The following is a 21360-nucleotide window of genomic DNA, read 5'->3' on the forward strand; positions in this document are numbered from 1 at the left end:
TGGGGAGCAGTTCAGATTTCGGCGAGGCTTTGCACTTTGTACCGTTGGAGACTGCCGCTGTGGCTGCTGTCGCTGCAGCCGCAGCCGCAGCCGTAACAGCAGGTACTACTTGCGGCGGACGGCGGTGAAGTAAACCGCCACTGCTGCGATCAGAATGAGGGCCAGGATCCCCAGGCCGATGTACAGGATCGTGTTGCTCTGGGAGGCATTGTCGATGTCCTTGGCTTGGGCGTTGGAGTCGTCGCTGGAGTTGCTGCCCTTCGCGTCGCCGTTGCCGTCGTCACTGGTTCCTGGCGGTTCGGGGGAGGGCTCCGGCCCGGGCTCTAGGGTTTGACGCCACTCCGGTCCATCGACCTTATTGCCTTCCACTGCGGTGGACAGGCGGAACTCGATGTCCTTTGCTTGCTTTCCGTTATCGTCGTAGCCCTCGAGGGTGACCATGACATACCACTGACCGGCATCCGAAGCTTGCGAATCCCCAACGTTTCCTTCACGGTTGCGGTAGAAAACGTACGGCGTACCCACAGCACGTGCGGTGGTGGGGACATCCTTGTCGAGGGTCCGAATTGTCTGCTCTGACGTGACTTCGCGGCGCGGCGACGCCACGTAAATGTCGCCGTTACGGGAATCGTCCGTGTTCTTCCTATCGAATTCAACCTCTGCGATGGGGCGCTGGCCCCAGTCGACATTCATGCGGTAGAACTTCGTCTCGCCGGGAACCAGGGTGTCGGACACAGTGCCCGGGGAGATCTCGGTTGCGTTGTTGTAGGAATTGCCACCGGGGGTCGGCTTCGGAGTGGTGCTAGGCACCTTGACCTTATCCTTGTCTTCACCCTCCGGGACTTCACGATCGTTTTCCGGGCCGGCATCGGCGCCGTCAACTTCGGGCGCAAAGCCGATCATGATCTCGACCGGCAGGTCGTGGTCAATTTCGGTACCGGTATGGTTCAGCTTCACGCGGTACTTCGTCGGGTCGCAGTCCTCATCCGGTTCGATGGTGACGGTCTCCGCTTCTGGCGGGCCGGGCCAATTGGAGCCGTTGTAGTGGCCGGAGCCCTTGTCGCTGCAGCTGTCGTTCTTATATTCGACGTCGACGTTGTAGTAGATGTGGTCACCGCCCTCGAAGCCAACGGGAACCAGGTTTGCAGTTACCTGCGCCTTCTTGCCTTCGGGGACGCTGATGCTGAACCACTTTTCGTCGCCGTCCTTGTTGGATCCCTTAGGGGAAGGCAGGGTGCTTTGGTAGAGGCCTTCGCCGAGGTAGAACCCGTCGGTGGCGTTGTCTGCTAGTTGGACTGGGGTGCCGGCGGATTCGTAGTTGCCGGCGACGCGTTGGGCGGCGTCGGTGAGTGCTTCGGTGAGGGCTTCGGTGTCGTCTGCGGAGGTGTAGGTGCCGCCGGAGACTTCGGAGATGCATTCGAGTTCCTTTTGGGCCTTGTCATCCACTTTGAACCCTACGGTGTGGATGGCTAGATCGATGCCGTCGCCGGCGATGTCTTCGGCGACGTCGCAGACTGGTGGTGGGGCGCAGGTGTCGATGCCGTCGGAGACGAGGATGATGTTGCGCTTGCCGGAACTACCGAGTTCCTCGGCGGCCTTCTTGATGGCATTGCCGATGGGGGTGTAGCCCTTGGGCTCTAGCCCGTTGATCTTGTCCTCGAGGTCTTCGGGCTTGTTGTTGCCGAGGGAAGCGAGGGTGGTGATGTCTTGGCAGCCTTTGTCGCGGTTGTCCGGGGCGTTGGATTCTTCGGAGCCGTAGGCGATGACTGCGGTTTGGGCTGAATCGGCGAGGGTGTCGATGGTGTCGTTGGCTGCTTTTTTGGCGGCGTCCATGCGAGTACCGCCGTCGCCGGTGTCTTTTTCGGCCATGGAGTCTGAGGCGTCGAGGACGACGGCGACTTTGCTGTCGTCGGTGTTTCCGCTGTCTTGTCCGTTCCCGTTGTTGTCTTCGGCGTTGGCGTTGACGGCGAGGATGGGGAGGAGGGTGATGATGGTGAGGAAGGCGAGTAGTGCGAGGGTGAGGCGCCAGGGTGTGGGGTGTTTTGCTGAGGTTTGGGGGGTGGGGCTAGCTGGGTGCAAAGGGGATCAGCGCCTTTCTAAGTACTGCGAGGTTTTGTTTTACAAGGGTGGGACGCAACGCGGCCGCATAATGTTCCCAGCCCGGAAAAAGTTCCGCGCTGAGAAAAATTGTGGTGAAGAAAATAATAGGAAATAAAGCTCTGACCCGCATGAAAAGCGTTCTGATTTGAACGGTAACGAGGGGTGTCCGGGGGCACCTATAAAGTGGTCAGCATGACTGCACCGCATTTTGACCCGGCACACATGCTGAGCTTCGACCTGGAAACCACTGGAGTAGACCCGAAGACCGCCCGCATCGTCACCAGCGCACTTGTGACCATCAAAGGGCGCGAGCGAAACGACATCGAGATGCTCGCCGATCCCGGCGTGGAGATTCCTCAGCAGGCCTCCGACGTCCACGGCATCACTACCGAGTACGCCCGCGAGCACGGCCAGGATCATGGAGAAGTGCTGGCCAAAACCATCGAGGGCATCCGGGAGGCATGGCGCTCCGGCGCCACGCTGATCGTCTACAACGCCGCCTATGACCTCAGCGTTCTGCGCGCTCTGGAGCCCAGTTTCACCATCGACGGGCCGGTATTCGATCCCTATGTGGTTGATAGGGCAAAGGATCAGTACCGTAAGGGCAAGCGCACCCTGGAAAGTGTGTGCCAGCACTACGGCGTGAATTTGGACAACGCCCACGAGGCGACGGCGGATGCAGTGGCTGCCGCCCGTGTGGCGTGGATGCTGGCGCGCAAGTATCCCGAGGTGACACAGATGTCAGCAGATGAACTGATGTTTTCGCAGGCCACGTGGTTCTACGAGTCTCAGAAGGGGCTGCAAGAGTGGTTTCAGAAGAAGGGCAAAGACGTGCAGGTCAACACCGCCTGGCCGCTTGCCGAGTAGCCTGACGAAACCCTATCGCAGCGCCCATTTGTTTCTTATCTTCCCCTAGGGGCACAATAAAGGTGTTGTGGTTCTTCCCCTCTGCTTCTCACTGACGTTTCTATTGACGCCCACTGGGGCTCCAGCCGGTCTCTAAGGGAATTCACTGGCGCAGCAGGGGATGGGAGCCAACGCTTCCAGAAAGTAGATGCTTCAACAAGGCCGACGCCTGAAGAAGGCAGACGCCTGAAGAAGACAGCTGAATACAGAAAACATCTGAATACACCGAAATGGGGCACTAGGGATCATGGACGATAAAAGCAATCCCCAGGGCGAAGAGCGCAACGGCGCTGAACGGCACTCATCAGGACCGAGTCCAGCCGACCAGAGTTCAGCCGGACAAATCTCACAGGAGAAGCGGGAGAAGCAGGCCGCTCCTGGTTACGCCGTCGCTTCCACTCCGAAGATCGCGGAGTCTAAGAGGGAGAAGAAAGACAACACCCACTGGCTATACATCGGCGTGATCATCGCCGTGATCGCCGGTATCATCTTCGGCCTCGTGGCGCCCGATACTGCCAAGGGATTCAAAGAGCTGGGCACCACCTACGTCAGCCTGATCAAGATGATCATCGCACCGGTGATTTTCTGCACGATCGTGCTGGGAATTGGCTCGGTGAGGTCTGCGGCGTCAGTAGGTAAAGCAGGCGGCCTCGCACTGACATACTTCGTTACGATGTCCACCTTTGCCCTCGCAGTGGGTCTGGTGGTCGGCAACATCCTGCAGCCGGGCGATGGCCTGAACCTGAGCACCGGCGGAAGCAACACCTTCGGAAACGGCGAAGAGCAGAAAGCTGAAGGCCTGGTGGGCTTTGTCCAGGGGATCGTCCCGGACACTTTCTTCAGCGCTTTTACCAGTGGTCAGATTCTGCAGGTGCTTTTCATTGCCCTACTGGTGGGCTTCGCCACGCAATCGATGGGTAAGGCCGGCGAGCCGATCCTCAGCTTCGTAGCCACGCTGCAGAAGCTGGTATTCAAGATCCTGTCCTGGATCCTGTGGCTCGCACCGATCGGCGCCTTCGGCGCCATGGCAGGTGTAGTCGGCGGCACGGGCATCAAGGCCGTTCTGCAGCTGGGCGTGCTGATCCTCGGCTTCTACATCACCTGTGTGATCTTTGTGTTCGGCATCCTGGGTCTGATCCTGCGGGTATTCACGGGATTCAACATCTTCAAGCTGGTGAAGTACCTGGGTCGCGAGTACCTGCTGATCTTCGCCACCAGCTCCTCGGAGTCTGCATTGCCGAACCTGATGCGCAAGATGGAGCACATTGGTGTGGACAAGTCCACGGTCGGCATCGTCGTGCCGACGGGCTACTCCTTCAACCTGGACGGTACTGCCATCTACCTGACTATGGCCGCCATCTTCATCTCGGACGCCATGAACGTCCACATGGGACTCGGAGACCAGATCAGCCTGCTGGTGTTCATGATCATCGCCTCCAAGGGAGCGGCGGGCGTGTCCGGCGCTGGCATCGCCACGCTGGCGGCCGGCCTGCAGTCCCACCGACCGGAGCTGCTGGGTGGCGTGGACATCATCGTCGGCATCGACCGCTTCATGTCCGAGGCTCGCGCGCTGACCAACTTCTCCGGCAACGCGGTGGCCACCCTGCTGGTCGGCAAGTGGACGCACACTGTCGACAAGGAGCAGGTCAAGCGGGTGCTGAACGGCGAGGACCCGTACGTGGAGGCCGCGGACGACCACAACGTCAACCTGAAGTATCCGTCGGTGAAGAACCCCGCCACGGCACACCTGCAGCCGACCCCGCAGGTGAACCTGGACGACTACCGCCAGCAATAGCCTGGCAGGTGGCGGTTTGCGGAGATTGCAGCCCGGGTAGGTGCACGGCGAGGCTGGACGTGAACGGCCAGCTACGGCAATCGCCCGCCTGCGGGCGCGGCGGCGGAGACCGCAGCCCGTGTGGGTACGCGGTGGCAGCCTGGCGGACGCGGACGGGCGAGTGCGCGTCGAGCCCGGCGCGGCAGTGGGGGACTGCCGCGTAAGGGGGATCACCGGCAGGACTATACTGAAGCGCATGTCACATGAAGCTTCACGTCCCGTAAGCGAGGGAAACGCCCCGGCAGGGCAAGTCCCAAACACGGAAGAAAGCGCCGGCGCGGAGGCCGACGCAGCTGGAACCACCGCCGGTACTGATTCCACCGCAGGCACGGAGTCGATGTCCGGCAAGGAGGCCATTTCCGGCGCGGAATATCTGAAGAAGATCGTCTCCGCCCCCGTCTACCGCGTGGCCACGAACACGCCACTCGAAAACATGGCAACGCTGTCCAAGCGCATCGGCAACGAAGTGTTGGTCAAGCGCGAAGACCTTCAGCCTGTGCACAGCTTCAAGATCCGCGGCGCGTTCAACCGCATGTCCCAGCTCACGGACGAAGAACGCGCCCGCGGCGTCGTCGCCGCCTCCGCTGGAAACCACGCCCAGGGCGTAGCGCTCTCCGGTACGGAACTCGGCATCCGCACCGTCATCGTCATGCCGGAAGTTACACCCAGCATCAAAATCGACGCAGTCCGCAGTTTCGGCGGGGAAGTGCTGCTGCACGGCGCGAACTTCGACGAAGCCAAAGCCAAGGCCATGGAACTCTCCGAGGTTGAGGGCATGGTGTGGGTCGCCCCCTTCGACGACGAAGCCGTCATCGCCGGCCAAGGCACCACCGGGCTGGAGATCTTCCAATCCCGCCCCGACGTAGACCGCGTCTTCGTGCAGGTCGGCGGCGGCGGACTGGCCGCCGGAATCTCCGTGCTTCTCAAAGAACTAGACCCCAACATCCAGGTCATCGGCGTGGAGCCCGAAGAATCCGCCTGCCTCACTCATGCGCTAGCCGCCGGACACCCCGTGGCTCTCGACCACGTCAGCCTCTTCGCCGAAGGCGTGGCCGTTAAGCAGATCGGCAGCGAAACCTTCCGAGTCTGCCGCGAATACCTCGACGACGTCATCACCGTCAGCTCCGACGAGATCAGTGCCGCCATCAAGGACATCTTCGACGACACTCGCGCCATCGCTGAGCCAGCCGGCGCCGTCGCACTGGCAGGCCTGAAGCGCTACGCCGCCGACCACCAAGTCGAAGGGGAGACCCTGGCACACGTCCTGTCCGGCGCGAACGTGAACTTCCACTCCCTGCGCTACGTCTCCGAACGCGCGGAGATCGGCGAGGGCGGCGAGGGTATCTTCGGCGTGAGCATCCCCGAGCGCGAGGGAGCTTTCCTCGAGTTCTGCAAGATCCTCGGCCATCGCGCCGTCACAGAATTCAGCTACCGAGTCGGTCAGCGCGACGGGGAAAAGCCCGCCCGAATCTTCGTGGGCGTCAAACTCAAAAACGGTGAGGATGAGCGCAAGGCCATCGCCGAAGACCTCCGCGAGGCAGGCTACGGCGTGGTCGACCTGTCCGACGACGACGTAGCCAAGGAACACGTCCGCTACATGATCGGCGGCACCCCCGGCCAGCACGTCGACGAAACCGCCTACAGCTTCGAGTTCCCCGAAAACCCGGGAGCCCTGCTGCACTTCTTGGAAGTCCTGGGAACCCGCTGGAACATCACGGGCTTCCACTACCGCAGTTTCGGCATGGACCACGGTCGCGTGCTGGCGGCTTTCGAGGACGTCTCCGGCGACGCGGAATTCCAGGAGCACCTGCAGCAGCTCGGCTATCACGCCACGGACGTGACGGACAGCCCGGCCTACGACTTCTTCATCAGCGCCGAATAGCGCGGCACGCGGGTGGTACGCCTAAGTGCGCAGCGTTAGCTGAAGAACGCGCCGAAAATCGAGCCGAGCTGGCGCAAATGCTCAACCTCGCTGAGCAGGAAGTCCGGCCCACCCGGGCGCCCGATGATCAGCAGCAGGCTCGTGCCCTCGATCGGCGTGCCCGCCAGCGCGGAATCCATGACCGCCCAGTTCTCGGGAATCCAATCCTCGCGCTCTGGGTTCAGCACGCGCGCCTCGTTCAATGGCGGATGATCCAGCTCCTTGCCGTTGTCCTCCGGCGCGGCAGGGGAAGACGCCACCCGGTGAGTCCGCGGCAACGTATCCAGCACGACCGCCCAGCCTGCCGTCATGGAGCGCGGCAGGTCCTGCATCATGATCTCTAGCGCCTTTTCTTTGTGACGCCGCTTCTCCGCCACCCCGGACAGCATCTGAATCTGGCCACGTCGGTCGATAGAACCTGTAAAGGGGCGAATCGAGTCGACGTAGAAACCGTCGAGTTCCTGTGTGGCCGTGATCAGGCTGTCGGGCAGATGCCCAGACGGCAGGGAGACGACAATGTCGTCCATAACGAAGTCGGGCTCATCCTGTTCTGGGCGTCCGACAATATCCACACCGCGAATGTCACCGCCGACAGTCCCCAGCGCCATGGCCAGCAGACCAAGGGAGCCGGGGGTATCGGGCATACGCACACGCATAAGGAAAGACATGGCACCGATACTAGCGACACCTGAAGTCCACGGGGGCTACTTGCCTTGGCTAGAGTAGAACCCATGTCTGAGATTTCGCGCGAAGATGTTGCCCACCTGGCCCGCCTGGCTCGCCTGGACCTGGGGGAGCAGGAATTGGATGAATACGCAGCTCAGATCGACGGGATCGTCGATCACGTGGCCGCGATCGGGAAGGTAGACACCGAAGGCGTTGAGCCACTGAGCCACCCCACTCAGAACGTTGACGGCGATGTCGCCGTCATGCGTGAAGATGTGGTCGTTCCGAGCCTCACCGCAGAGCAGGCCCTTGATCAGGCGCCGAAGCAGAGCGAGCAGCGCTTTGAGGTGCCGCAGATCCTCGCGGACTAGGACAGCCTCTGAGGAACGCTAGCGTCACTGGGGCTGCGGCACAGTTGCGGCGGGTGGCGTCAAAAAGCTAAAAGACCGCTAGAGCAACGAACGTTTAGAACTAAAAACTGAAAGAACCAAAGGAACTGTAGGAACACTCATGGCTGAGAACAAGTACATCGTCGGTTCCCGGGACGACTCGGACTTCACCACCTGGACCGCCGCGGAACTGGCGGAGAAGATCCACGCGCGCGAGATCAGCTCCCAGGAAGTTACGCAGGCCCACCTGGACCGCATCGGTGAGATCGACGGCGACATCCACGCATTCCTCCACGTCGGCGCCGATGAGGCGCTGGCGGCGGCCTCCAACGTTGACGACGCACTGGCCGCCGGCGACCAGCCGACCAGCAAGCTGGCCGGCGTGCCGCTGGCGTTGAAGGACGTGTTCACCACCACCGACGCGCCGACCACGTGTGCCTCCAAGATGCTGGAAGGCTACATGAGCCCCTACGACGCGACCGTCACCATGCGCCTGCGCGCCGCCGGCATCCCGATCCTGGGTAAGACGAACATGGACGAGTTCGCCATGGGCTCCTCTACGGAGAACTCCGCCTACGGCCCGACGAAGAACCCCTACGACCTGGAGCGCACGCCGGGTGGTTCCGGCGGTGGCTCGTCGGCGGCGCTGGCCGCGGGCATGGCTCCGCTGGCCATCGGCACGGACACGGGTGGCTCCATCCGCCAGCCCGCCGCGCTGACCAACACCGTCGGCGTGAAGCCGACCTACGGCACTGTTTCCCGTTACGGCCTGGTGGCCTGCGCCTCCTCGCTTGACCAGGGTGGCCCGACGGCGCGCACGGTTCTGGATACCGCGCTGCTGCACGAGGTTATTGCGGGGCATGACGCCAACGACTCGACCTCCTCCTCCCACGCCGTCGCGCCGGTTGTCGAGGCCGCGAAGCAGGGCGCCTCCGGAGACTTGAGCGGCGTGAAGCTGGGTGTGGTGAAGCAGTTTGAGAAGGCCGAAGCCTTCCAGCCGGGCGTGCTGGACACCTACCACGCCAACCTGGAGCAGCTGAAGTCCCAGGGAGCTGAGCTGGTGGAGGTCGACTGCCCGAACTTCGACCACGCGCTGAATGCCTACTACCTGATCCTGCCGTGTGAGGTCAGCTCCAACCTGGCCCGCTTTGACGGCATGCGCTACGGCCAGCGCCGCGGAGACGACGGCTCCCGTTCCGCCGACCAGGTGATGAGCCTGACCCGCGCCGAAGGCTTCGGCCCGGAGGTCAAGCGCCGCATCATGCTGGGCACCTACGCCCTGTCCGTCGGCTACTACGACGCCTACTACCTCCAGGCTCAGCGCGTACGCAACCTGATCTCCCAGGACTTTGCTAAGGCCTACAAGCAGGTCGACGCGATCGTCGCGCCCGTGACGCCGTCCACCGCCTTCAAGCTCGGCGAGAAGGTCGATGACCCGTTGGCGATGTACATGTTCGACCTGTTCACCCTGCCGCTGAACCTGGCGGGTGTGTGCGGCATGTCCGTGCCCGGTGGCTTCGCCAGCGACTCCGGCCTGCCGACCGGCCTGCAGATCATGGGCCCGGCGCACGGCGACGACCGCCTGTACCGCGTTGGCGCCGCCTTCGAGGCCGGCCGCGCCTAACTGGCCCTGCTCAGCCGGTAGCGCCTGGCCTGCCGAGCCAGCTGGCCGGCTGCCCTCGGGTAGCCGGGGCGGGGTGGCCGGTCTGGCCGTACCTGTTCAGCCGCGTAGTTCTGCCGGGGCCGCGGCGCTGAGAAGAGTCAGACTCATTTGCCAGAGGCTTTTGACTTGGGGATCCGCGTATGGTGGGGGACATGGGTAAAATTCCCGAATTTTACACAGGCGATGGCTTGGTCGAGGATCCCGACGGATCCCGGCGCTGGGGAGTCCTCGGCGCGGCGGGATTGTTCCTTGTCACCGACGACCGCCACGTGCTGATGCAGCACCGCGCCAAGTGGACCAACCGCGGCGGTACTTGGGCTCTGCCCGGCGGGGCGATCGACGTTGGCGAATCACCCACCGACGGCGCCCTCCGCGAAACGTGGGAAGAGACAGGCGTGGGGGCGTCTTCGGTAAAAGTACACCGAGAAATCGTCACCTCCACCGTGCCCGTCAAGGTTGCGTACTGCCGCCTGCCCGTCCGCGACGACGAGTGGCACCTCTTCGCCGACATCGAGAAAATCATCGAACGCAACGGAGACCCCCGCAAGGCTCTGCAGGATTTCCCAGTCCGACACCCCAGCCTCGACGCCTCGCTGAACGCCCACGGAATCTTCGGACTCGGCGGCACATTCTGGTGGCAATACGAGAACCCAGAAATCAACGAGTGGACGTACACCACCGTCCTGGCCACCTGCTCCGAACACCTGGAATTGCACCCGACAGCCGAATCACTGGAGCTACTGTGGCAGCCCATCGACCAGCTGGAAGAACTGCCGCTGATGCCGGAGTTTAAGGCCAGTTTGCCCGCCATCCGGGCAGCAGTAGACTCCCTTTAAGTGAAATATCCCGCGCTGCCGCTCCCACTTCCGCAGGCCTGGCGCGCCCTCGTGGCGCTGTGCATCGGCTTCTTCATGATCCTGCTGGATCAAACGATCGTCGCAGTCGCCACGCCAGCATTCCAAGCTGACCTGCACGCCGACTACGGCCAAGTGCTGTGGGTCACCAGTGCTTACCTGCTGGCGTTCGCGGTGCCTCTGATGGTCACCGGCCGGCTCGGCGACCGCTTCGGCCCGAAGAATCTCTACATCGCGGGCATGACGATCTTCACGCTCTCGTCGCTTGCCTGCGGACTGGCCGGCAGCATCGAAACGCTGATCGCCGCCCGCGCCGTGCAAGGTATTGGCGGATCTTTATTGACGCCCCAGACCATGAGCGTGATCAACCGCATCTTCCCGCGCGACAAGCGCGGGGCCGCACTGGGCATCTGGGGTGCCACGGCGGGAATCTCCACTCTCGCCGGGCCACTGCTCGGAGGATTCATCACCCAATACGCAACCTGGCAGTGGGTGTTCTTCATCAATGTGCCAATCGGTGTGCTGTCCGTGGTGATGGTCGCCCGCTGGGTACCGCGGTTCCAGCCGACCGAGGAACGCATCAACGTGCCGTCGATCCTGCTTTCCATGGTGGCGATGACGATGGTGATCTACGGCATCCAAGAAGGCGACCCCGCCGGGTGGGCGCCGTGGATCTGGGGACTGCTGCTCGGAGGCGTGGCGCTGCTGGTGGCCTTCGTCTGGCTGCAATCCCGCCTGCCCGCAGGCAGCGCACTGGTTCCGATTTCCCTGTTCGCACGCCGCCACTTCGCATTCGGCAACGCATCCATCTTCACCATGGGCTTCACCGTCGCCGGCATGATGGTGCCAGTGATGATGTACCTGCAGGAAGTCCACCTCTTCAGCCCGATGAAAGCCTCCTTTGTGGTGACGCCCATGGCCATCATCGCTGGAATTATGGCTCCGTTCGTCGGCCGGCTGGTCGACCGCTACGAACCCAGGCGCTTCGCCGTCCTCGGGTTCTGCCTGATGGCCACCGGCGTGGCCGCGCTGGTGTTCTCCATGCGGCCAGAACGGCCCCTATGGATGATGATCGGGGCGTTCGTGATCCTCGGATTCGGAAACTCCTTCGTCTGGGCTCCGAACTCCACCACCACCCTGCGCGACCTGCCGCCCCAGTTCGCCGGCGCCGGCTCTGGAATGTACAACGCCACCCGCCAGCTCGGCGCCGTCACAGGAGCCGCCGTTATCGCCGCCGTCGTGCAAGCGCGCGTCAGCGCCGTCGGCCCCCAAGCCTTCGGCGACTCCCTGCTGCCCGCGGTGATCATGCTGATCCTCGGCGCAGTGGCCTCCGCCATGGCTAGGCCAGAGGTCAGCAACGGAGACGAGTAGGCGTCAATAAATTCAACAAAAGAGACCAGCAACGACCAGCAGAGACCCAAATAGAAAGAGCCGTGGGAGCGAAGCCCCGGGAAATGCAACAAAACATCCCGCCCGGCAGATCCCGCGGGGTATCGCTAAACTTTAAAACATGCGTATTGCGACCTTGACCAGTGGTGGAGACTGCCCAGGATTGAACGCCGTCATCCGAGGCATCGTGCGGACAGCGGCCGGGGAAGGCCATACCGTCGTCGGATTCGAAGACGGCTGGCAGGGGCTGCTGGAAGACCGCCGCGTGCAACTGTACGACGACGACTTCATCGACCGGATCCTGCGCCGCGGAGGCACCATCCTCGGCACCGGACGCCTGCACCCCGACGACTTCATGGCCGGCATCGACCGCGTCAAAGCCAACCTCGCGGATGCAGGCATCGACGCACTGATCCCCATCGGCGGCGAAGGCACCCTTAAAGGCGCGCGCTTCCTGCACGACAACGGCGTGCCAGTCATCGGCGTGCCGAAGACCATCGACAATGACGTCAATGGAACCGACTACACCTTCGGCTTTGACACCGCCGTCGCCGTCGCCACCGACGCCATTGACCGCCTGCACACCACCGCCGAATCACACGACCGCGTGATGATTGTGGAAGTCATGGGCCGCCACGTCGGCTGGATCGCACTACACGCGGGCATGGCCGGCGGCGCCCACGAAATCCTGATCCCGGAGTTCCCGTTCGACATCGACGACGTCTGCCGCCGGATGGCTCGCCGATTCCAGCTGGGGGAGAAGTACGGCATCATCGTCGTCGCCGAAGGCGCACTGCCGAAGGAAGGCACCCTGGACGTCGCCGAACGCGAAGTGGACCAGTTTGGACATGAGAAGTTCCAAGACATGTCTGCGCTGATCGCCAAGGAGATCGAAAACCGCCTGGACACCGACGTGCGTTCCACCGTGCTAGGGCACATTCAGCGCGGCGGAACTCCCACCGCGTTTGACCGCGTTCTGGCAACGCGCTTTGCCGTGAATGCCACCAAGGCCGCGATCCGGGGGGATTTCGGCAAGGTCGTTGCGCTCAAGGGTGGCAGCATCGAGCTGATCGACTTTGAAGAAGCCGTCGGCACGCTGAAGGAAGTTCCCGAGAGGCGCTACGAAACGGCGCGCTCGCTGTTCGGCTAGCGGACGCCGCGGACATCACAGACGCCCCGGACGCTGAAGGGGGCGCAGGGCGGCGGTGCAGCAAGGCGCAGGGCGGCGCAGGCGCGCGAGCAGCCTAGCGCGGTGCAATGGCGGCAGAGCCAGGCGCCACAGGCAGGGCGCGCTGTGTGGCCTGGCACGGCGCAATGGCGACAGAGCCAGGCGCGACGGGAAGGGCGCGCTGTGTGGCCGACGTTAAGCCAGCGCCGGGCAGGGCCGGGCAATCGTGCGTTTAGTGGCAAGCGTCGCATGCTGGGGATGCGTGCTTCGTACAGCACGCCTGGCGGAGAATTGTCAAGGGGGAATTGAAAAGCCTGTGGAAAACGCTGGCAAAGAGGGCAAGTTATCCACAAGCGGTCGCGCGGGGCGGGGCAGAAATTTTGCGCATGGTTTAGCGTTCGGGGCATGGAAAAGTTGCAGCAGCTCGCAGAGCTCAAGCGTCAAGTGGCGGACGCGCAGCGCCACGGCGTGGAGCTGCTGACAGAAGCCATTGGCACGCCCGCCGAGCAGCTCCCACTGGAACGCGAGTATGCGCGGAGCGTGGCGCGGGCAGCGGAACACTTCTCCGGGGCGGCGTACTCGCGTTATAAAAAGCGGGCGCTGGAAGCCGCCCAGCGCAACGGACACGGTCTGGATGTGCTGATACTGATCGCCGAACGGGCTCGGGCGCTGGGGATCAAACAGCGTTACGTGTTTACGGAAGCGCTATGCAACACTGCCGGAGACTATGCAGCGATTTCGCGCCGGGCGACGCAACTGCGGCGCGAAATGCAAGGGACGCGGGTGCCCGACGACGGAGGACGCCGCATCATGCATGGCACGAAGACCACTATCCAGTTCACGGGGCCGTCGCACCGCATGTCGGAGATCTGGGAGTCTGCACGTCTGGACCCACTGGCATGGCTCACGGAGAATCGCACCATTCAACGCAGCACGCTGACCACCAACGTTGTGGTCAGTCTGGATGACTACATTCAGGTACTCAGCGGACAAGGGGATGAGATCGAGTTGCGTGCCACCAACGGGGCCGTCCTCACCGGGGCGGAATACGTCGCCCGTCGTTTAGAAGACGCTGTGTCTCCCCGCCAGCTATCCACGCCAATTGCCGACGCCTCAGTCGCCGACGCGGCCGTGGCAGACAGCACCTCGGCGGGCCCGGCCGGGGTGGCGGGCAGCACCTCGGCGGGCCCGGCGGAGACGGCGCTTACGGCGAGTTCAGCCGGTGTGGCAGGTGTTGCGGGCGAGGCGAAGACGGCAGGCGTGATGTTGAAGGATGGAGATTGCATCACCCTGATAGCCCCGGAGCAAGGGCCGGTGAATTTGTACAGGGTGAAGCGGTTGGCGTCATCAAAACAGCGCCGAATGCTGGAAGCCGAAACGACACGGTGCGCCTGGCCGGGATGTGGGCGTCCGGCGAGTGAATGCCAAGTTCACCACCTGCAGGAATTTGCGAAAGGCGGAGAAACGAACCCTGAAAATATGACACTCCTGTGCCCGTACCATAACGGCGTGAACGGGCAACGCGGCCGCGGGCGGATGATGCGCGAGCACGGGCGCGTCACCTGGCTGCCGCCAGGATCGCCGGGACGCGGGGAACCGCCGGAACCGCCGACCCCGCCGGGACGCGGGGAACCGGCGAGCCCGCCGGGACGCGGGGAGCGCGGACCAGGCGGACATCGTGGATGGAAGGACTAGGGACGCTGAAATGCGTGAGAGGTGCGCGGAGGCGCGGCTGCGTTGACGCGGCGGCGGTGCTGACGCGTACACGTCGCGAAGATGTCGAGGTCCTCGAAGGCTGGGCCGGCGCGGTGCGGCATACAGTGCGGCATGCAGTGCGGGCGCGTTGGGCCGCCAGGGGTATCCGGAGCCGGGACAGCCTTTGGCGCCCGCCGGGGCAGCGCCCAGCGACCCTAACGCCACACAGTTGCGCAGACGTATTAAGATGGCTGGCATGACTGCGCCTGTCTACGATTACTCCGATGATGTGATGGACTTCGACGAAGTGCTGGAGCGCTTCGACCCGGTAATGGGCATGGAAGTTCACGTCGAACTCGCCACGAAGACGAAAATGTTCTCCACGTCCTCCGCGGAATTCGGCGACGCACCAAACAGCAACGTCGACCCATGCAGCCTCGGCCTGCCGGGCGCGCTGCCCGTCGTAAACAAGCTGGGCGTGGAGTGGGCCATCAAGATCGGCCTGGCGCTGAACTGCGAGATTGCTCCGAAGTCCCGCTTCGCACGCAAGAACTACTTCTACCCAGACCAGCCGAAGAACTACCAGATCTCCCAGTACGACGAGCCCATCGCCTACGACGGATACCTCGATGTCGTACTGGAAGATGGCACCGAATGGCGCGTGGAGATTGAACGCGCCCACATGGAAGAAGACACCGGCAAGCTGACCCACCTCGGCGGCGCAGACGGCCGCATCCACGGCGCTACCGCCTCCCTCGTGGACTGCAACCGCGCAGGCGTGCCACTGATTGAAATTGTGACCAAGCCGATCGAAGGCGCCGGCGAACGCGCACCAGAAGTTGCGAAGGCATACGTCTCCGCACTCCGCGACCTCGTCAAGGCACTTGGCGTATCCGACGCGCGCATGGACCAAGGCTCCATGCGCGTGGACTCCAACCTGTCCCTGCGCCCCGTCGGCACCACCGAATACGGCACGCGCACCGAAACGAAGAACATCAACTCACTGAAGTCCGTCGAGCAGGCCGTACGCTTTGAAATGCAGCGCCAGGCAGCCTGCCTCGTCAACGATGTGGAAATCGTTCAGGAAACCCGCCACTACCAGGAAACTGACGGCACCACCTCCAAGGGGCGCCCGAAGGAAACCATGGCGGACTACCGCTACTTCAACGACCCGGACCTGCCGCCCGTACTCGCCCCCGCCGAGTGGGTCGAAGAAATCCGCGCCACCCTGCCGGAAATGCCGTGGATCCGCCGCGCCCGCATCCAGGAGGAGTGGGGTCTGAAGGACGAGGAAATGCGCGATCTCGTCAACGCCGGCGCCCTGGATCTAGTGGTCGACACCGTCGAAGCAGGCGCCAAGCCCGACGAAGCTCGCTCCTGGTGGGTCTCCTACCTCGCAGGCAAGGCAAACGAACAAGGCGTGGAACTTTCCGGTCTCGACATCACGCCGCCTCAGGTGGCGCGGGTGGCGTCACTAGTAAACGAAGGCAAGCTCACCACCAAGCTTGCACGGCAAGCAGTCGACGGAGTACTGGCAGGCGAAGGCGACGTCGACGAGGTCGTCGCAGCGCGCGGCCTGGAAGTCGTGCGCGATGACGGCGCCATCGAAGCGGCAGTCGACGAAGCCCTGGCCGCAAATCCGGACATCGTCGAAAAGTACCGCGCGGGCAACAAGAAGGTCACCGGCGCGATTGTCGGTGCCGTCATGAAGGCCACCAAGGGCAAGGCAGACCCAGCGCAGGTTAACCAACTGATCGCTAAGAAGCTCAGCTAGCGGCGCCCGAGCCCAATGGGCTGCAGAGGCGAAGCGCTGCCGTAGCCGGGGACGCTGGAAATGTCGGGCCCGCCGGACTCGCCGGAAATGCCGGACCGTCGGAGTCGAAAGGTGCGCGGAAACTCGGCAGGCACACAGCCGATGGAGTATGCCATCGAAGACATGCCGAGTGACCTCCCGCGCAAATCGCGCTGGTCAGAATAGTCTGGGGTGCGTGAATAACAACGCGAAGCCCAACAGTCCAGACGACGCTTTGTTCGGCAACTCCGCGGATGATCTGGCGGATGACCTGAACAACGACATCGACGTGCCCGTCTACCGTCGGGACGCGCAGAAGCCCGCGGACGCCACACCTCCCGCCAAGGCGACCAAAATCGACAAGCCCGGCGAGGAAGCTGCCGGCGAAGAGACTGCGGAAGCGTCAGCAGCAGGGGATGCCAAGCCCGAAGCCCCAGAGAGGGGGAAGGCTTCCGGGGGAGAGGCGAAGTCGGCGAAAACGTCAGAGCCGGCCGAGTCGGGCGCTGCGGTCGCCATGGCGGCTGAGGGCGCTCCGAACACGGACACTGGTTCGGAGCGTGCGTCGACTGACACGTCGGCCGACGCTTCGGCTAAAACTCCTGTAGAGGAGAAGCCCGCCAAGCGGGATATTTATGCGGTGCTTGGCCGGGCGCGTCCGCAGCGTATTGAAAGCCGCCCGTCGGAGCCGGAAGTGGATCTGTCGAAGCTGGACTCCTCCCAGCCCGCTGCCGGCGCTGGTGCTGATGTGGGCGCGGCCAGCGGCGCGTCCGACCGTTGGGGCAAGGTTGATGACGCCAATCCGGCGGAGCAGCCCACCGCTTCGACCAACGATCAGGCCTTCAGCCGACAGGCGAAGAGCGGCGCGGCCCCTGCCGCGAGCGCTGGTGTGACCGGCGCGGCTGCTGGGGCTGCTGATGCTGGCGTGACTGGCGCTGACCGTGGCGCGACGGGTGTGGGCTCGGCCGCCGGCGCCGGAGCGGCTGCTGGCGCGGACACTGACCGCAGCACGGCGGGCGCGGGTGTTGCCGGCGCGTCTGATGGTTCTGAGATTGGCGGCGCCGACACGCCGGGATCGGCTACTGGCGCGGTTACCGCCCCTGAAACGGCAGCTGGGGCTGCAGGTGCTGGAGTGGTTGGCGCGGGCGTGGCTGGCAGCGCTGACACGGCCGCTGGGGCTGACACGGCTGTTGATGCTGGTGTGACTGGGGGAGATCGCGACGCGGCGGGCGCAGACCGCGACGCGGCGGGCGCGGGCGCTGGCGCAGAAGTTAAGCGCGGTACCACCAGCTTCGGACTGTTCATTTTGCGCGCGGTGCTGGGCGCGTACCTCTTGGTACGCGGCCTGCAAACGCTGTTCGCCTTCGGCGGAGACCCGGGCGTCGACGTATTCCAGAGCCAGCTGGAGAACTACAACTTCACCGACATCCTTGCCGTCGGCATCCCCGTCGCGGAGGTTGTCGCCGGCGGGCTACTGCTCCTCGGCCTCGTCACACCATTCGGTGCGGCACTCGCCACTATCGTCGGCGGATTTATGGCGTTCCACAACCTTGACAGCTTCCAGGGAACCCTATGGCCATACGGCCTGAACCCTCACGTCCAACTGTGGGCGGCGCTGACGGTGGCGTCAATAAGCCTCATCTTCCTCGGCCCCGGCCGGATCAGCCTTGACCGCAGCAGAGGATGGGCAACCCGACCGTTGGCGTCTGCATGGATTTTCTTCGTAGTCGCAGCGGCGGCCACCGCCGGGCTGTGGCTCGGCGTCGGCGGAGGCAACCCGTTCAACTAACTAGCTCCTTTCCGCTAGTACACGCCCCGTCGCGGTGTCCGTCTGAGCCACTGCGGCGGGGCTTCCGTCTGCGACAACCCGGCCGCCCCGCGCGCCAGCCCCCGGCCCCATTTCGAGCACCCGGTCCGCCTGCGCAACAACTTGCATGTCATGCTCCACAACCACCACGGAGTTCCCCTTGTCGACCAACCGCTGGAGCTCCGTCACAAGCAGATCCACGTCCGCAGGGTGTAGGCCGGTGGTCGGCTCATCCATGAGGTACACAGTGTGTCCCCGCTGAGCCCGCTGCAGTTCCGTGGCCAACTTGATTCGTTGTGCCTCGCCGCCGGACAGCTCCGTGGCCGGCTGTCCGAGCCGGAGGTAATCCAACCCGACAGCCGATAGAGCCCGCAGCGCCCGGGCGATTGCATCTTCATCGGCGAAGACCTCCCGCGCCTCAGCGACGGTCAATTCCAGCACGTCCGCGATTGTCCGCCCGTTCCAGGTGACTTCCAGCGTTTCAGAGTTGTAGCGCGCGCCGTGACAGTCGGGACAGGGAGTGTAGCTGCCGGGCAGGAACACTAGCTCGACTTCAATTTGCCCTTCTCCGCTGCAGGTGGGGCAGCGTCCTTGGGTGACGTTGTACGAGAACCGGGAGACGGTCCAGCCACGCCGTTTCGCTTCGTCGGTCTGCGCGAAGAGTTTCCGCACGCGGTCGAATAGTCCGGTGTACGTTGCGAGGCAGGATCTGGGGGTTCGGCCGATGGGCTTCTGTGAGATTTGCACCAACCGGTTGATGGCAATGTCTGAGTTGAGGTCTGCGCTGAGTTCGGCCGTTGTTGCCCTTGCGGAGCCTGTTTCTTCTGCGGGGCCTTTTTTGGACGCCACGTCTCCGTCGTCGACCGTCGTCTTCACCCGTTCGCGCAGTGAGTTGGCCAGTGTGTGCAGAAGCGTGGACTTGCCGGAGCCCGAGACTCCCGTAATCGCAGTGAACGTGCCGAGGCCGAATTCCACGTTGAGGCCGTTCAGGGTGCGCTCGTTGATGTCCGTGAGGCTGAGTGTGCCGGAGGGGGTGCGCGCTTCGGCGTCGGTGGTCAGTTTCAGCGGCCCGGCGGCGAGGGCCCGCCCGGTGGGGCAGTCCAACTCCGCCAGGCCCGCGCCGCCAGCGACGTCCGGACCGCCGGCGTCGCAAGTGTCAGAGCAAAGGCAGTATTCAGCACGGCCAACATCCGCGCGGTCAGCAGTGTCCGTGTCACCAGCGCCGGCCGGGCTGGAACCCCTGGCTGGGGCTGCGTCTCCTGCCGGGCTGTCGTCTGCTGCCTGGTACCGGGCTGTCACTCGGCTCTGAGGTACAACTGGATGTTGGTTTGCTTTCAGGGCAGAAGTGGTCGCGGCTGAAGTTGCGACTGGGGTGGCGTTTGCTTCCGGTGTTTGGGATGGGGCCGGGCAGCAACTCTCAGCCTGGGAGGCGTTCGGGTCCCGGAGTTTGGTCGGGTTCTGGGACTTAGCCGGGCCGGAGTAGAGGATCTCCCCGCCGAGTTCGCCTGCGCCGGGGCCGACGTCGACGATCCAGTCGGCCTCCGCAACCAGGTGCATGTCGTGTTCGACCAGTAGGACACTGTTGCCTGCGTCGAGGAATCCTCGGATCAGCCGCATCACTGCGCGGCGCTCCTCGGGGTGCAGCCCCGCGGACGGCTCGTCCAAAACGTATGCCACTCCGAAAAGTCCCGACCGCAGCTGGGACGCCAACCGCAGCCGCTGCAGCTCACCCGCCGACAGGGTGGAAGTGGCACGATCCAGGCTCAGATGTCCCAAGCCGAGATCTACCACAGACTCCAGCGTAGGGATCGCCTGTTCCAGCAGAATCCGCTCCGCCTCCGCGCCGGCGGAATCTCCGCCGGCGGGTGCGGCTGCGCTGGCGGAACCTCCACCGGGGGACGCGGCTGCGCTGGCGGAACCTCCACCGGGGGACGCGGCTGCGCTGGAACCCCCGCCGGCGGGGGATTCCGCAGCATCCTCTGTGGCTTCAGTGTCTGAAGTTACTGAAGTTTCGGTTGCCTCTCGCCTCGTGGTCACCGCTGCGCTAGAGTTTCCGCCGGGGGACACGACTGCGCGGCGCTCAGCGAAGCGAGAGAGAACCTCCTCCAAAGGAAGCGCCCCAAGGCGATCGATGGGAAGGCCGAGGTATTCCACGGAAAGGGCGTCGACAATAAGTCGACGACCATCGCACACTCCACAGCGGGAAGATTTCATAAATGACAGGACGCGGCGTCGCGTGGAATCGGAACCCGTCTCCGCCAACGTCTTCCGCAAATAGGAAGCCACCGAACGCCAAGTGCCCTCATACGTCCGCTGAATCTGATCCGCACCCCGGTGAGGGTGGATCGTCACCACCGGCCGCTCATCGGTGTAAAGGATCCAATCTCGGTCGGCCTTTGGGATCTCCCGCCACGGAATGTCCATAGGGAAACCGAGCTCCGCGACGATATCGCGGAAATTCTTCCCCAACCACGCGCCGGGCCAAGCGGCAATAGCGCCCTCGTCGATGGAAAGCGACGGGTCCGGAACCATGGACTCCTCCGTCGGCTCATGCACGACTCCCGTGCCCTGACACTCCGGGCACATTCCCGCCGTCGTATTAGGGGAGAAGCTATCCGAATCCAGACGCCCGCCGTGGCGTTCGCGCACTTCCGCCGGGTACTCACCGCAGCGGGAATACAGCAGGCGGATCGTGTTCGACAGGTTTGAAACCGTTCCCACCGTCGAGCGCGCTCCGCCCGCCTGCGCCCCCTGCTGCAGCGCGACAGTCGGCGGCAGCCCCTCCACGGACCCCACACGCGGGTCTACCGCTCCGCCGATCAGTCGGCGCGCAAACGGTGCGACCGATTCCAGATACCGCCGCTGAGCCTCCCCGTGCAGCGTGCCAAACGCCAGTGAAGATTTCCCCGACCCGGATACGCCCGTCACCGCCACCAGGGCGTTGCGCGGCAGCGAGACGTCTTGGTGTTTGAGGTTGCGCAAGTGTGCGTCTCGGACGTGGATCATCCCGTCGTCGCCGACGCTGCCGCCGCGTCTGTTGGCGTCGTCGCCGCCGCGAGCGCCGCTGCTGGCGCAATCACAGGCGCTGCTACCGCGAGCGCTGTGGCCGCTGACATTACCGCTGACAGCGCTGGTGCCGCCGGTGTTACAGCCACCGCGGGCACTGTCAGCCTCGACTG

General features: G+C 63.9%; 15 protein-coding genes. 11 read left to right on the top strand and 4 right to left on the bottom strand.

The genetic code is table 11. From position 1 onward, the window contains the following. Window positions 1-105 precede the first annotated feature (105 nt). Window positions 106-2079: a VWA domain-containing protein gene (locus tag QKE30_RS08180; RefSeq protein ID WP_297668252.1), complete on the bottom strand. Its 1974-nt coding sequence runs from the start codon at window positions 2077-2079 to the stop codon at window positions 106-108. 213 nt (window positions 2080-2292) lie between these two features. Here QKE30_RS08180 and QKE30_RS08185 point away from each other — a divergent pair, with 213 nt between their 5' ends. The 3 genes from QKE30_RS08185 to ilvA all read left to right on the top strand — a co-directional run bounded on the left by QKE30_RS08185 (window position 2293) and on the right by ilvA (window position 6722). Beyond that, the gene (locus QKE30_RS08185) at window positions 2293-2967 is read left to right on the top strand and encodes a 3'-5' exonuclease (protein ID WP_239202631.1); all 675 of its coding nucleotides are present in this window, start codon (window positions 2293-2295) and stop codon (window positions 2965-2967) included. A 286-nt stretch (window positions 2968-3253) separates the two neighbouring features. Beyond that, window positions 3254-4801: a cation:dicarboxylase symporter family transporter gene (locus tag QKE30_RS08190; RefSeq protein ID WP_297668249.1), complete on the top strand. Its 1548-nt coding sequence runs from the start codon at window positions 3254-3256 to the stop codon at window positions 4799-4801. A 376-nt stretch (window positions 4802-5177) separates the two neighbouring features. Continuing rightward, window positions 5178-6722 (top strand): threonine ammonia-lyase, biosynthetic, encoded by a 1545-nt coding sequence (ilvA, locus tag QKE30_RS08195; RefSeq protein WP_347934565.1) that lies wholly within the window; start codon window positions 5178-5180, stop codon window positions 6720-6722. Window positions 6723-6757: 35 nt separating this feature from the next. Here the strand turns inward: ilvA and QKE30_RS08200 are convergent, their stop codons facing one another. Then, on the bottom strand, window positions 6758-7429 hold the full coding sequence (locus QKE30_RS08200; protein WP_347934555.1) for an amino acid-binding ACT domain protein: 672 nt from the start codon (window positions 7427-7429) through the stop codon (window positions 6758-6760). Between the two features lie 63 nt (window positions 7430-7492). On the opposite strand from QKE30_RS08200, the gene gatC reads away from it, so the two are divergent. The 7 genes from gatC (at window position 7493) to gatB (ending at window position 16359) form a co-directional block, all read left to right on the top strand. After that, window positions 7493-7798 carry an Asp-tRNA(Asn)/Glu-tRNA(Gln) amidotransferase subunit GatC gene (gene gatC, locus QKE30_RS08205; protein ID WP_034985553.1) on the top strand — a complete coding sequence of 102 codons (306 nt, stop codon included), beginning with the start codon at window positions 7493-7495 and terminating at the stop codon, window positions 7796-7798. Between the two features lie 139 nt (window positions 7799-7937). Then, a complete protein-coding gene (gene gatA / locus QKE30_RS08210) occupies window positions 7938-9440 on the top strand; it encodes an Asp-tRNA(Asn)/Glu-tRNA(Gln) amidotransferase subunit GatA (RefSeq protein WP_347934556.1) in 1503 nt (500 codons plus the stop codon). A gap of 191 nt (window positions 9441-9631) precedes the next feature. Beyond that, window positions 9632-10315 (top strand): NUDIX hydrolase, encoded by a 684-nt coding sequence (locus QKE30_RS08215; protein ID WP_347934557.1) that lies wholly within the window; start codon window positions 9632-9634, stop codon window positions 10313-10315. Next, window positions 10316-11704 (top strand): MFS transporter, encoded by a 1389-nt coding sequence (locus QKE30_RS08220; protein WP_347934558.1) that lies wholly within the window; start codon window positions 10316-10318, stop codon window positions 11702-11704. It begins immediately after the preceding gene. 139 nt (window positions 11705-11843) lie between these two features. Further along, window positions 11844-12872, top strand: a complete 1029-nt coding sequence (locus QKE30_RS08225; protein ID WP_297666962.1) for an ATP-dependent 6-phosphofructokinase — start codon at window positions 11844-11846, stop codon at window positions 12870-12872. A 423-nt stretch (window positions 12873-13295) separates the two neighbouring features. Continuing rightward, the gene (locus QKE30_RS08230; RefSeq protein WP_347934559.1) at window positions 13296-14585 is read left to right on the top strand and encodes an HNH endonuclease signature motif containing protein; all 1290 of its coding nucleotides are present in this window, start codon (window positions 13296-13298) and stop codon (window positions 14583-14585) included. Window positions 14586-14841: 256 nt separating this feature from the next. Further along, complete coding sequence (gene gatB, locus QKE30_RS08235; protein WP_239202643.1) at window positions 14842-16359, top strand: Asp-tRNA(Asn)/Glu-tRNA(Gln) amidotransferase subunit GatB; 1518 nt, start codon at window positions 14842-14844, stop codon at window positions 16357-16359. Here gatB and QKE30_RS08240 read toward each other — a convergent pair. Then, a complete protein-coding gene (locus QKE30_RS08240) occupies window positions 16356-16523 on the bottom strand; it encodes a hypothetical protein (protein ID WP_239202645.1) in 168 nt (55 codons plus the stop codon). The two genes, gatB and QKE30_RS08240, sit on opposite strands and share 4 nt — an antisense overlap. A 50-nt stretch (window positions 16524-16573) precedes the next feature. Here QKE30_RS08240 and QKE30_RS08245 point away from each other — a divergent pair, with 50 nt between their 5' ends. After that, window positions 16574-18163 (top strand): DoxX family protein, encoded by a 1590-nt coding sequence (locus tag QKE30_RS08245; RefSeq protein WP_239202650.1) that lies wholly within the window; start codon window positions 16574-16576, stop codon window positions 18161-18163. On the opposite strand, the gene QKE30_RS08250 is transcribed toward QKE30_RS08245, so the two are convergent. After that, entirely contained in the window at window positions 18164-21187 is a 3024-nt protein-coding gene (locus QKE30_RS08250; RefSeq protein WP_347934566.1) for an excinuclease ABC subunit UvrA, read from the bottom strand. Window positions 21188-21360 lie beyond the last annotated feature (173 nt).

The sequence above is a fragment of the Corynebacterium sp. c24Ua_83 genome, assembly GCF_039907245.1.
Classification (GTDB): domain Bacteria; phylum Actinomycetota; class Actinomycetes; order Mycobacteriales; family Mycobacteriaceae; genus Corynebacterium.

Bases quoted from the DNA above. Each gene is read 5' to 3' on its own strand.
- QKE30_RS08185 (WP_239202631.1), top strand. From the start codon at position 2,293: ATGACTGCACCGCATTTTGACCCGGCACACATGCTGAGCTTCGACCTG.
- QKE30_RS08190 (WP_297668249.1), top strand. From the start codon at position 3,254: ATGGACGATAAAAGCAATCCCCAGGGCGAAGAGCGCAACGGCGCTGAA.
- ilvA (WP_347934565.1), top strand. From the start codon at position 5,178: ATGTCCGGCAAGGAGGCCATTTCCGGCGCGGAATATCTGAAGAAGATC.
- QKE30_RS08200 (WP_347934555.1), bottom strand. From the start codon at position 7,429: ATGTCTTTCCTTATGCGTGTGCGTATGCCCGATACCCCCGGCTCCCTT.
- gatC (WP_034985553.1), top strand. From the start codon at position 7,493: ATGTCTGAGATTTCGCGCGAAGATGTTGCCCACCTGGCCCGCCTGGCT.
- gatA (WP_347934556.1), top strand. From the start codon at position 7,938: ATGGCTGAGAACAAGTACATCGTCGGTTCCCGGGACGACTCGGACTTC.
- QKE30_RS08215 (WP_347934557.1), top strand. From the start codon at position 9,632: ATGGGTAAAATTCCCGAATTTTACACAGGCGATGGCTTGGTCGAGGAT.
- QKE30_RS08225 (WP_297666962.1), top strand. From the start codon at position 11,844: ATGCGTATTGCGACCTTGACCAGTGGTGGAGACTGCCCAGGATTGAAC.
- QKE30_RS08230 (WP_347934559.1), top strand. From the start codon at position 13,296: ATGGAAAAGTTGCAGCAGCTCGCAGAGCTCAAGCGTCAAGTGGCGGAC.
- gatB (WP_239202643.1), top strand. From the start codon at position 14,842: ATGACTGCGCCTGTCTACGATTACTCCGATGATGTGATGGACTTCGAC.
- QKE30_RS08240 (WP_239202645.1), bottom strand. From the start codon at position 16,523: ATGTCTTCGATGGCATACTCCATCGGCTGTGTGCCTGCCGAGTTTCCG.
- QKE30_RS08250 (WP_347934566.1), bottom strand. From the start codon at position 21,187: ATGATCCACGTCCGAGACGCACACTTGCGCAACCTCAAACACCAAGAC.